This is a genomic window from Pigmentiphaga sp. NML080357 (genome assembly GCF_002188465.1).
Taxonomy (GTDB): Bacteria; Pseudomonadota; Gammaproteobacteria; order Burkholderiales; family Burkholderiaceae_B; genus Pigmentiphaga.
This window is the reverse complement of sequence record NZ_NINW01000020.1, coordinates 1-12,179: the sequence shown is the minus strand read 5'-3', so window position 1 is coordinate 12,179 and position 12,179 is coordinate 1. Positions and strand designations below refer to the sequence as shown.

Sequence of the window (12,179 nt, the reverse complement as noted above, 5' to 3'; positions counted from 1 at the left end):
GTGCCACAACGTCCGGCCCGCATACCCACCACCATCACGCCAGCCATGCTGGAAGTGACGACGCGGGCGGGTCCTCAAGCCACACGCAGCCCGATGCCGCGACGCGAGATCCGGTGTGTGGCATGGCGGTCACGGCGGCGTCGGAGCACCGCTCCACGCACTTGGGGAACACGTACTTGTTTTGCAGCACCGGATGCAAGGCCAAATTCGACGCCGATCCGGCGCGATATGCCAGCGGTGACGCGGGCATAGGCACAGGCAGCGGCCATGCACCGCATCACCATGCCAGCACCGCAGTTTCACCGGCCCCGGCGGCATCGCCAACCGCGCCCGGAACCATCTACACCTGCCCGATGCACCCGGAGATCCGCCAGGATCATCCGGGAACCTGCCCCAAGTGCGGGATGACGCTGGAGCCTCTGCTGCCCGACCTCGATGACGACAACCCGGAGTTGCGTGACTTCTCGCGTCGCTTCTGGTGGACCTTGCCGCTGACGCTCGTGGTCCTGGCGCTGGCGATGCTGGGCGAGCGGCTGCACCTGATGGACATGGCTACACAGAGCTGGGTCGAGTTGGTGCTGTCGTTGCCGATCGTGCTGTGGGCCGGCTGGCCCTTCTTCTCCCGCGGCTGGCTGTCCGTGGTCAACCGCAGCCCGAACATGTGGACACTGATCGGCCTGGGAACGGGTGCGGCATTCATCTACAGCGTTGTGGCAACCGTTGCGCCGGAAGTGTTTCCAGCTTCCTTCATGTCCATGGGACGGGTCGGCGTGTATTTCGAGGCCGCCGCCGTCATCATCTCGCTGACACTGCTCGGCCAGGTGCTGGAACTCAAGGCCCGCTCCCAGACTTCGGCAGCCATCAAGTCGCTGCTGGGGCTGGCACCCAAGACGGCGCGGCGCATCAATGCGGACGGCAGCGAGGAAGACGTGCCACTCAGCCATGTGCACGTCGGCGACCTGCTGCGCATCCGACCCGGCGAGAAGGTGCCGGTGGATGGCATCGTGCACGAGGGCAGCAGCTCGATTGACGAATCCATGCTGACCGGCGAACCGCTGCCCGTCAGCAAGCGCGTGGGCGACAAGGTCATCGGGGCCACACTCAACACCAGCGGCGCGCTGATCATGCGTTCGGAGCGGATCGGCTCGGACACCGTTCTATCGCAGATCGTCCAGATGGTCGCCCAGGCGCAGCGTTCCAAGGCACCGATGCAACGCATGGCCGATGTCGTTGCCGGCTACTTCGTGATGGCCGTCGTCGCCATTGCGGTAACGACGCTCCTTGTATGGGGATTCTTCGGGCCACAGCCCACCTGGGTCTATGGACTGATCAATGCGGTGGCCGTCCTGATCATCGCCTGCCCGTGCGCGCTGGGTCTGGCCACGCCGATGTCGATCATGGTCGCAACGGGCCGTGGCGCCACGCAGGGCGTGCTGTTCCGCGATGCCGCGGCGATCGAGAATCTTCGCAAGGTCGATACCCTCGTCATCGACAAGACAGGAACCCTGACCGAAGGCCGACCTGCTTTCGATCAGGTCGTCGCAGCACCCGGCTTTACGAACGACGAGGTGCTGCGTCTTGCGGCCAGCCTGGACCAGGGCAGTGAACACCCCCTGGCCGACGCCATCGTGCAGGCCGCGCGTGCCCAGGGCCTCCAACTCGTGAAGCCTCAGAGCTTTGAATCGGGAACCGGCATCGGCGTGCGCGGAAAGGTTGAGCACCGGCAACTGGCGTTGGGCAACACAGTGCTGATGGAACAGTCTGGCGTATCGGTGGAACCGCTCGTACCCCAGGCCGAAGCTCTGCGCGGCGAAGGGGCCAGCGTCATGTACCTGGCGGTGGACGGGCAGCTCGCGGGCTTGCTCGCCGTGTCCGACCCGGTCAAGGGCAGCACCCCCGAGGCCCTGGCCGCGTTGAAGGCTGCGGGCCTGCGGGTCATCATGGCCACCGGGGACGGGCAGACCACCGCCAAAGCCGTCGGTGCACGCCTAGGCATCGACGAGGTGCATGGTGAGGTCAAGCCGGCGGACAAGCTCATGTTGATCGAGCGACTGCAGAAAGAAGGACGCATCGTCGCCATGGCCGGAGACGGCATCAACGACGCGCCGGCCTTGGCGAAGGCAGACGTGGGCATCGCCATGGGAACGGGAACCGACGTGGCGATGAACAGCGCCCAGGTCACGCTGGTCAAGGGTGACCTGCGTGGCATCGCTGTCGCTCGCACGCTCTCGGTGAGTACCGTGCGCAACATGAAGCAGAACCTCATGTTCGCCTTCCTCTACAACGCGCTGGGCATCCCCATCGCCGCCGGGGTTCTCTATCCCCTCACGGGCTGGCTGCTGTCGCCGCTGATCGCAGCATTGGCGATGAGCCTGAGTTCGGCGTCGGTCGTTGGCAACGCCTTGCGCCTGAGAGCGAGCCGACTGTGACCGGATTTTCCTTCTGAAACTACAGGAGCCTGCTATCGCCCAGCAAACCGTTTCTTTCGTTCCACGCCGTTGCAAAGGTGCAAGCCTTATCTCGGCATTTCGTTCTTAAACCACACCTCACACATCCAGGTAGAAACTTCTATGACCCGTTCACATTTCATCGCCAAGCTCGTCGCGCCGATCGCTGCTGGTCTGTTCGCCACCGCCGCATTCGCGCATCCTTCGCTGGTGTCTTCAACGCCGGCCGACAAGTCGCAGGTTTCTGCGCCAGCCACCATCGAACTGAAGTTCTCCGAGACGCTGGTGCCGCAGTTCTCCGCCGCGAGCCTTGTCATGACTGGCATGCCGGGAATGGCGAGCCATGGCCCGATGAAGATCAACGCCAGCGTCGCGGCTGCCGGCGACGGCAAGACCATGGTCATCACGCCGGCACAGGCGCTCCAGCCCGGTGACTATCGCGTCGAATGGCGTGCCGTCTCCTCGGACACGCATCCGATCACGGGTAACGTCACCTTCAAGGTGAAGTAAGCCCATGGCCGGGGATTGGTTGACCATCGTCCTGCGCCTGGCGCTGTATCTGGACCTGGCGGCGGCGTTTGGCGTCGCCATGTTCGGTCTCTATGCTTTGGGCAACGACGAGCGATCCTCGACGATCTCGCGCCGCTATCGCGTCCTCATTGGCGCATCCGCTGCCATCGGCATTGCCCTGTCGATGTGGGGCATGACGGTCATGGCCAAGGCCATGTCCGGTGCCCAGAGCTACGCGGAGCTGTCAACGCACGTCTTCGACATGCTCATTACGGGCACGCACATGGGCATCGCCTGGTGCATTCGCATCCTCGCGCTGTTGGTGTGTGTGCTCGTCGCAATGTTGAAATTGAACGCTACCTTGCGATTTGCAGTGATGGCGCTCTCCACCGGCGTGGCGCTGGCGACCCTTGCGTGGGCAGGCCACGGCGCGATGGACGACGGCGTTCGCGGCTACATCCATCTTGCGTCGGATATCACGCACCTCTGGGCAGCGGGCGCTTGGGTGGGCGCATTGGTGGCGTTCTTGATGCTGGCATCCCACAAGCAGGATGTCGCGCAAGACCCGGTAGCGGTCCTCAGTCGGACGTCGAATGGCTTTGCTCGCATAGGTACAGCGATCGTGGCTGCACTCGTCGTGAGTGGAATTCTCAATTACCTGTTGATCGCCGGACCATCGTTTGATCCGCTCATCTCGACGCTGTATGGCCGGCTGCTGATGGTAAAGCTCTTGCTTTTCGCAGGCATGCTGGCGTTGGCTGCTGCCAATCGGTATCGGTTGAGCCCGAGCCTGGAGGCTGCTTTGAAGGCAGGCAATCGCGCACAGGCAGTCATCAAGCTTAGGCAGAGTCTGTTCACGGAGGCGACCTTGGCCGTTTTGGTTCTGGCGAGCGTTGCATGGCTTGGCATCTTGTCTCCCACTGGACCCTAGTCCTTCATGGGCGGCAGATGACAGCACATGAATTGAATGTAATGCACGGGTAAGCGCTCTGTAGACGGCCTGCTTCTACATTTAACGACGCGGCGCAAGTTGTCGTCGTTTTTACAAAGGAGTCGATCATGAAATCGCAAATTGTCATTGCCGCCCTGTTGAGCGCTCTCTCCGTGCCAGCCTTCGCCGGTCATGCAGCAGCCCAAGCAGCCAAGGAGATGGTTCCCTTGGCTGACGGTGGAACGCTGTACATCTTCAAGGACGGAAAGATGGCACAGGAAAGCCGCTTCGGGCGCGCCGTCTATCTCAATGTCGGGGCTTCGGTGTCGACGAAGGATGGGCGCAACATCGCGATCACCAGCAATGAAGTCGCTCGCCTCGGGTCGCTGCTACAAAAAGAGCACGGCGGATGACGCCGCGGGTGCGCGGTGCTTTTCAAAGCTTCTGCACAGTGTGACAGAGACGCGCGCCCTGATTGGGCGCGCGCGCTTTGGACGCGTCACGAGCAACCACGAGCGCTCAGATGCCAGTTTTTGCGATGTCAAGCGCATCAACTTCCCTGGAATGGATCCAGTCTCCCCATCCACCGTGATTCGTCCACGGGACATCTGGCGCGAAGGAGAACCTGCGAGGAGCCCGATTTATGGAGTTGCGTCATCTACGATGCTTTGTCGTCTTGGCAGAGGAGTTGCATTTCACGCGGGCGGCCGAGAGGCTGCACATAGAGCAACCCCCCTTGTCTCGCGCGATCAAGGAATTGGAAGATGAGCTTGGGGTCACGCTGTTTGACCGCGACCGCAGGGGCACACGGCTGACCGTGGCGGGGGCGGCATTCTTGCAGGACACCCGCCGACTCTTCACTGTCCTGGAGCAAGCGCGTGAGAATGCCAGAGCCATTGCCGCGGGCCTGAGGGGCAGCCTGCGCATTGCAATTTCCGATGGTGCGATGGACCCACGACTATCGGCGTTCCTAGCTCGTTGCCGCGCGGAAGAGCCCGAGGTCGAGATACGTCTCTCCGAGGTACCGCTGACCGAGCAGATACGGGGCCTACGGTCTGGCGACTTCACGATCGGATTTGCACACGCGGCGGATGTTGGCGAAGGCATCGTGGCTGAACCGATCTGGCGAGACCCGATTGTGATCGCCGTGCCAGCGCGGCACTCGCTTCTTGCGCACAAGCAAGTTCCGCTCAACGAACTTCAGGGTCACCCACTGGTTCTGTGCGACAAACTGGCCTGCGAAGGCTACTGCCGAGAACTAAATCGGCTGCTACAGGTTCTGGAACACAGGCTCAACGTTGTCGAAGAAGTGTCGTCGCTGGACATGATGCTAACGCTGGTCGGCGCAGGCTATGGGATTGGTTTCATGACAGCGACCAAGATTCCCATCAGCCAGAGGCCGGACGTGGTGATTCGCCCTCTGGCGCAGGACACGGCGGTAATCACAACCTATCTGCTTCGGCCAGAAAGCAGCAACTCATCGGTTTCGCTGGATCGCTTCATCGAACGTCTGCGAGGACCTCCGGATGACTAAAGCGTCAATGCCTATCTGAATCGTGCGCCGCGGCACGAAGATTGCGTTCTGCTGCGCTGACGAGTTCCGCAGCACTAAGCTTGAGTCCGGCGGCGATTCTTAAGATCAGAGCGAGAGTGGGCATGTGCTCCCCACGCTCTATTTTGCCCATGTGCGATCGCTCGATCCCTGCTTTCGCAGCCAGTTCTTCCTGAGCAATACCTTGCGTCAGGCGGGCGACACGAACGGCCGCTCCGAATGCCAACGCTGGCTCGGCGTCGAAAGTGGTAGTGCCTGGGGGACGGCCTCGTCGGACAGTTCGCTTCTCCATCCTTGGAAGCGTCGAACAGCCCCGACACTTTAACCGCGTTAAGTTTAACTCAAACTAGCTATCATGAAGACTTTCCATCCTTGTCTTATCGCTTCTTGGGGCCTCTCATGCACGACGCCACCAGCCCACGCCCACAGCTCAGGCTCGCCATAGCGCCTGGTGTGGCCTCTTCGAACCTAGCTGCATTGCTTGCCCTGCAGCGCGCGGAGGAGCCCGATGTTTCTATGGAATTTAATGAGGTTACGACGAGCGATCTCATTACAGGCCTCTACAAACGGCGCTTCGACGTCGGCCTTTCTCTGAAGCAGGTGAGCGATTCTTCGCTGAAGAGTCTTTCTCTTTGGTTTGAGGCGACAGCTCTTGCCACGCCGCTGCGATACCCACTGCTCCGGCAGCAGTCAATCAGAATAGATGAACTTAAGGAGCACTCCGTGTTTCGATGGAAGGCCGAATATTCTCCTTCGCTGGACCAGTACCTGTCCTCCATGTCATCAACGGAAAGGCCGAATGTCCAGCATGTCAGTTCTTTTGAGATGTTGTTGCTCTGGGTCGCAGCTGGATATGGCGTAGGGATTTCTTCGCGATCACGCATCGAAACCGCTAGCCAGTGCGGAATCTGCACGCGTCCAATAGCCGATGGCCCCTACGAGGTCATTACGCACCTGCAGCGACTCTCGGGACAGACGAATCTTGTAGCTGATCGATTTGAGCTTAGAGCCTTGCGAGTTGCCGAGGCGCGTAAAGCATGACAACCACGTGCGGTGCCCGCTCTTGCCGGTGGATATGCAGTGGGTGCCGGTTCGGGCCAAGGCGCCGTCCAGACGCATCAATTCATCCTGGAAACTGACCTTGATCAATTCAACTCCCCACAACTTCCAATAGTATGTCCGCATGATCGGCTTAAGGCGCCTTCTCGCAAGATGGAGCCGCTGGATTACCAGCGGCCTAGTCGTAACCTTGCTTTTCTCGCAGGTTGCGATGGCGATGTACGTCTGTCCCAAGCCAGACCCGAGGGCATCTGTGGAAACCACGCAAATGCGTGCCACGATCTCGATGCAGCAGGCTGACAAGTTGCCAATGTCGGATTGCACCGGCATGCCTGATTCCATGGACAGCGAAGCGCCACAGTTGTGCCACGCTCATTGCAGTGGCGATCGGGAGTCGGCGCTTTCATGGCAGGGGCTGGACATTCAGTTTCTCGCAGCGCACGTGATGTGGCTCGCCAACTCGCTGCCCGGGTTGGTTCTCGACCGGGTAGCCCTCAGGCGGCACGTTACCTATATTCCTCCCAATCCCCGCGCGGGCTTTCCGCCGATCTACCTCACGTTCCAAGTCCTGCGGAATTGATTTATGTGTCCGTGCTCGCCGCGCACCGATGCGGCAGACCACGTGATTTCGTGAACACCAATTCCGAGGACAACCATGTTTACTCCCTTTTTTGGCGCCCCCGAGGGTCGCACGTCGGCGCACGGCCGAGGCACAACGCCGGCCTCGATGCGATTGCATTGTCTGAAAGCTATCAGCATCGCGTTGGCGGGCAGTGCGCTTGTTTCGCCTGTAGCCTACGCCCTCGATTTTGCTGAGGCACGCCTTATCGCGGAGCAGCAGAGCCCGCGCATAAGCGCGCAGCAGTTGCAGGTCAACGTCGCCGAATCCGTGCAGAAGGCAGCAGGCTCGCTGCCCGATCCCAAGCTCTCGCTCGGCATCGAAAACTATCCCATCAGCGGCATGGATCGCTGGAGCATGACGCGCGAATCCATGACGATGCAGCGCCTGGCGCTCATGCAGGAAGTGCCCAACAGGGCCAAGCGCGACGCCCAGGTCGCCAGTGCGCAGGCGCGTGTGGATCGAGAGCGCGCGGCGCTGGTTTTGCAGCGATTGCAGATCCGCCAGGAACTCAGCCTGGCGTGGATCGCCGCGCAGGCGGTGGAGCAACGGGAGATACTGCTGACGGAACTGCTCGCGGAGAACCAGCGCCTGCAAGACAGTCTCCCCGCTCGCGTCGCCGGCGGCACGGCCCAGGCTGGCGACCTGTTGGTCGCGCAACAGGAGGCGCTGACACTCACGGACCGCCGTGACGATCTACAGCGGGACCGGGCCAAGGCCAGGGCCGCATTGCGGCGCTGGGTGGGCTCCAGGGCCGACGAAGCACTGCAAGGCGATCCAGGCCCGCTCACTCGCCCCGTCGCGCAACTGCGCACAGAACTGGCGAATCACGCGGAGCTTGAACTCTATCCGGCGATGCAAAGCATGGCCCGGGCCGAGTCCCGCGAAGCCCAATCAGAGACCCGCGGCGATTGGGCCTGGGAGATAGCCTATAGCCGGCGTGATCGCCGATGGGGCGACATGGTGTCATTTCAGGTGACATTCGATCTGCCTTGGCAGAAGGATCGACGCCAAGTGCCCATGATCGAGGCAAAACGGCACGAGTTGGAACGTCTGGACGCCGAACGCGAAGACGTGGCGCGGCGGCATTTGCAGGAGCTGGACGACAGCGCCGCCGAACTCCAAGCGTTGAACAGCCAGATCGACCGCCTGCAGACCGCCGGCTTGCAACTGGTACGGAACCGAGCGGCGCTTGCATTGAGCAACTACCGATCCGCCAAGGGGGACCTGAGCGCCGTGCTCAGTGCACGCGCCCAGGTGCTGGAGACGCGCATGCGTCTGATCGACCTTGGAGCGCAGCGCGACAGCCTCGTCGCCCGACTGAACAGCCTGATCGCGGACTGAGTGGAGACCCTCGCCATGAATACCTCTTCGAGAAACATCCTTGCCGGCTTGACGCTGGTTGCTGCCGGTATTGCCGTTGGATGGGGCGTCGCCCAATGGCGCGCCGGCCACCTCAGCGGCTCCCCCGCTGCCAACGTCACCGTTGCAAGCGCTCCGACCGAGCGCAAGGTGCTGTATTGGTACGACCCGATGGTGCCGACCCAGAAGTTCGACAAGCCCGGCAAGTCGCCCTACATGGACATGCCGTTGATGCCGAAGTACGCGGATGAAGACACGCAAGACAGCACGGGCCTCAGCGTGTCGGCGCAAGCGGTGCAAGCCCTAGGGCTGCGTACAGCCGAAGTCCTGCAAGGCAAGATCGGCGCAGATGTGAACGTCGTGGGCACCGTGCTGCTCAACGACCGCGACGTCAGCATCGTGCAGGCGCGGACCGCTGGCTTCGTCGAGCGTGTCTACGCACGGGCTGCGGGCGACGTGATCGCAGCAGGGGCACCGCTGGCTGACCTATTGCTGCCGGAGTGGATCGCCGCACAGCGCGAGTTTCTCTCGGTTCGCGCGATGGGCGACGCACCGTTGACCGCAGCTGCCCGCCAACGGCTGCTGCTGCTCGGCATGCCGCAAGCCCTGATCGCCCAGGTGGAGCGCACAGGCGAGCCCAAGGGGCTGTACACGGTCACAACACCTCAAGGCGGCTTGGTGGCCGAACTGATGGTGCGCCAGGGCATGACGGTTTCCGCCGGGGAAAGCCTGGCCCGGGTGAATGGCTTGGCCACGGTGTGGATCGAAGCGGCCGTCCCCGAAGCACAAAGCGGACCATTGCAGGTCGGCCAAACGGCGCAGGTCCGGCTGGCGGCGTTTCCCGGTGAAGTGCTCCAGGCGCGCATCGTGAGCATCCTGCCCGAAGCCAACCGCGACACCCGTACGGTGCGAGTGCGGCTTGAAATGGCCAATCCCGGCCAGCGCCTGAAGGCCGGCATGTCCGGCCAGATCGCGCTCAAAGGCAACGAACAGCCCGCGCTGCTTGTTCCCAGCGAAGCGGTCATCCGCACCGGCAAGCGCGCACTGGCCTATGTGGTCGATGGACCCGGCAAGTTCCATCCCGTGGAGGTCCAGGTGGGCGCGGAGGTAGGCGATCAACTGGTGGTCAACGGCGGGCTCGCGGCGGGACAGCAGGTGGTGGCCTCGGCGCAGTTCCTGATCGATTCGGAAGCCAGCCTGCGGGGCGTGCTGCCTGCAGGTGCCGCGGCGTCCGCGCCTGCATCGCCGCACAACGGGCACGACACCTCGTCGCCACCGGCCGCGGCCACCAACGCTTTCGTGGTGCGCGGCGTGATCGAGGAGATGTCGCCCACCGAGCTGACGCTGGCGCACGAGGCCGTGCCAGCCCTCCAATGGCCGGCCATGACCATGGGCTTCAAGATGAGCAGCCCGCAGCTCGCCGCGGGTCTTTCGGTTCGGCAGCAGGTGCAATTCACCTTCTCCAAGCAAGGTGAGGACTACGTGATCACCGCCATCGAAAAGGTGCAGCCATGATCGCCAAGCTGATTCGATGGTCGGTGGCCAATCGCTTCCTGGTGCTGCTGGCCACCGCCATGCTCACGGCATGGGGCGTGTGGGGCGTTCGCAGCACGCCCGTGGATGCGCTGCCGGACTTGTCAGACGTGCAGGTCATCATTCGCACCAACTACCCAGGACAGGCGCCGCAGATCGTCGAGAACCAGGTCACCTACCCGTTGGCCACCACCATGCTGTCGGTGCCAGGGGCCAAGACCGTGCGCGGCTTCTCGTTCTTTGGCGACTCGTTCGTCTATGTCTTGTTCGAGGACGGAACCGACCTGTACTGGGCCCGCTCACGGGTACTGGAATACCTGAACCAGGTCCAGGGCCGATTGCCCGCCACGGCGAAGCCGGCCCTGGGTCCGGACGCCACAGGCGTCGGCTGGATCTTCCAGTACGCGCTCGTGGATCGCACGGGCAAGAACGATCTGGCGCAACTGCGTGCGTTGCAGGACTGGTTCCTCAAGTTCGAACTCAAGAGCCTGCCCAACGTGGCCGAGGTGGCATCGGTGGGGGGCATGGTCAAGCAGTACCAGGTCGTGCTCGACCCGATCAAGTTGGCGTCCTATGGCCTCAGTCAGGCTCAAGTCCGCGATGCCCTGATGGCGGCCAACCAGGAGACCGGCGGCTCCGTCCTGGAATTGTCAGGCGCGGAGTACATGGTCCGCGCGAGCGGCTACCTCAAGACCCTGGACGAGTTCCGGGAGATCCCCTTGACGGCACGCGGCGGTGTGCCGGTGCGGCTGGGGGATGTTGCGACGCTCCAGATAGGCCCGGAGATGCGGCGTGGCATTGCCGAACTCGACGGAGAAGGCGAGGTCGCCGGCGGCGTGGTGGTGCTGCGCTCCGGCAAGAATGCCCAGGAGACGATCGCTGCCGTCAAGGCCAAGCTCGCGGAGCTGCAGGGCAGCCTGCCGCCGGGCGTCGAGATCGTCACCACCTACGACCGCAGCGCGCTGATCGAGCGGGCCATTCGCAATCTCACGACCAAGCTAGGCGAAGAGTTTCTGGTGGTGGCGCTGGTCTGCGCACTGTTCCTTTGGCATCTTCGTTCTGCGCTGGTGGCCATCATCTCGCTACCTCTGGGCGTGATGACGGCGTTCTTGGTCATGCGCTACCAGGGCATCAACGCCAACATCATGTCGCTGGGGGGGATTGCCATCGCCGTGGGGGCGATGGTGGATGCAGCGGTGGTGATGATCGAGAACGCCCACAAGAAGCTGGAGGCTTGGCAGCACGCGCACCCAGATCAACGGCTGCAGGGCAAGGAACGGTGGGACGTGATCACACAGGCCGCGGAGGAAGTCGGTCCTGCGCTCTTCTTCTCGCTGCTCATCATCACGCTCTCGTTCATCCCGGTCTTCACCCTAGAAGCGCAGGAAGGCCGGCTGTTCGGCCCGCTGGCGTTCACCAAGACCTACGCGATGGCCGCGGCCGCAGGGCTGTCAGTGACGCTGATTCCCGTACTCATGGGCTACTGGATTCGCGGGCGTATCCCGGATGAGCAGAAGAACCCCATCACCCGCATCCTGATTGCAGCCTACCGGCCAGCACTGGAGTGGGTACTGCGCCGGCCCAAGGCGACGCTGCTGATCGCCGTGCTGGCCTTGGCGACCACGGCCTGGCCCTTGGCGCGGCTCGGCGGTGAGTTTCTGCCGAGGTTGGACGAAGGGGACCTGCTCTACATGCCCTCGGCCCTGCCGGGACTCTCGGCGCAGCGCGCCACGGAGTTGCTGCAGCTGAGCAACCGCATGATCAAGACCGTACCTGAAGTGGACAAGGTGTTCGGCAAGGCAGGACGGGCCGAAACTGCGACCGATCCGGCGCCCCTGGAGATGTTCGAGACCACGGTTAAGCTCAAGCCCAGGGAACAATGGCGTCCAGGCATGACGCCCGAGAAGCTCGTGGAAGAGCTGGATCGTGCCGTGAAGATCCCGGGCCTGTCCAATATCTGGATTCCCCCTATCCGCAATCGCATCGATATGCTGGCTACCGGCATCAAGAGCCCGATCGGGGTGAAGGTGACCGGCAACGGTAATCCCCCCGCAAAAGCGTTGCATCCAGAAGTAGAATTTTCTCGTTGAGGAGTTCTACAGCATGAAGAAGTCACGATTCACGGACAGCCAGATCATCGAAGCCATCAAACGGGTGGAAGCTGGC

General features: G+C 62.5%; 10 protein-coding genes and 1 pseudogene. 10 read left to right on the top strand and 1 reads right to left on the bottom strand.

The window, feature by feature from the left end:
- Positions 1–122 precede the first annotated feature (122 nt).
- From CDO44_RS04985 to CDO44_RS04965, 5 genes are all read left to right on the top strand, one after another.
- Positions 123–2,429 carry a heavy metal translocating P-type ATPase gene (locus CDO44_RS04985; protein ID WP_228846310.1) on the top strand — a complete coding sequence of 769 codons (2,307 nt, stop codon included), beginning with the start codon at positions 123–125 and terminating at the stop codon, positions 2,427–2,429.
- Positions 2,430–2,570: 141 nt separating this feature from the next.
- Positions 2,571–2,957, top strand: a complete 387-nt coding sequence (copC, locus tag CDO44_RS04980) for a copper homeostasis periplasmic binding protein CopC (protein ID WP_003090319.1) — start codon at positions 2,571–2,573, stop codon at positions 2,955–2,957.
- A gap of 4 nt (positions 2,958–2,961) precedes the next feature.
- A complete protein-coding gene (gene copD / locus CDO44_RS04975) occupies positions 2,962–3,888 on the top strand; it encodes a copper homeostasis membrane protein CopD (protein ID WP_003090321.1) in 927 nt (308 codons plus the stop codon).
- A 128-nt stretch (positions 3,889–4,016) separates the two neighbouring features.
- Entirely contained in the window at positions 4,017–4,301 is a 285-nt protein-coding gene (locus CDO44_RS04970; protein WP_003090336.1) for a CopK family periplasmic copper-binding protein, read from the top strand.
- Between the two features lie 230 nt (positions 4,302–4,531).
- Positions 4,532–5,422: a LysR family transcriptional regulator gene (locus CDO44_RS04965; protein ID WP_003097524.1), complete on the top strand. Its 891-nt coding sequence runs from the start codon at positions 4,532–4,534 to the stop codon at positions 5,420–5,422.
- A 4-nt stretch (positions 5,423–5,426) separates the two neighbouring features.
- Here CDO44_RS04965 and CDO44_RS04960 read toward each other — a convergent pair whose 3' ends face one another.
- Positions 5,427–5,732, bottom strand: coding sequence for a helix-turn-helix domain-containing protein (locus CDO44_RS04960; RefSeq protein ID WP_071659031.1), 306 nt, complete (start codon positions 5,730–5,732; stop codon positions 5,427–5,429).
- A 107-nt stretch (positions 5,733–5,839) separates the two neighbouring features.
- Between CDO44_RS04960 and CDO44_RS04955 the strand changes: the two genes are divergently transcribed.
- The 5 genes and pseudogenes from CDO44_RS04955 to CDO44_RS04935 all read left to right on the top strand — a co-directional run.
- Complete coding sequence (locus CDO44_RS04955) at positions 5,840–6,481, top strand: LysR substrate-binding domain-containing protein (protein WP_071659050.1); 642 nt, start codon at positions 5,840–5,842, stop codon at positions 6,479–6,481.
- A gap of 286 nt (positions 6,482–6,767) precedes the next feature.
- Complete coding sequence (locus tag CDO44_RS04950) at positions 6,768–7,079, top strand: hypothetical protein (protein ID WP_006226245.1); 312 nt, start codon at positions 6,768–6,770, stop codon at positions 7,077–7,079.
- Positions 7,080–7,154: 75 nt separating this feature from the next.
- Complete coding sequence (locus tag CDO44_RS04945) at positions 7,155–8,462, top strand: TolC family protein (protein ID WP_023108471.1); 1,308 nt, start codon at positions 7,155–7,157, stop codon at positions 8,460–8,462.
- A gap of 15 nt (positions 8,463–8,477) precedes the next feature.
- Complete coding sequence (locus CDO44_RS04940; protein ID WP_003090346.1) at positions 8,478–9,995, top strand: efflux RND transporter periplasmic adaptor subunit; 1,518 nt, start codon at positions 8,478–8,480, stop codon at positions 9,993–9,995.
- A pseudogene (locus tag CDO44_RS04935) lies at positions 9,992–12,091 on the top strand (efflux RND transporter permease subunit); the annotation flags it as partial. The gene CDO44_RS04940 and the pseudogene CDO44_RS04935, both read left to right, overlap by 4 nt.
- Positions 12,092–12,179: the final 88 nt, after the last annotated feature.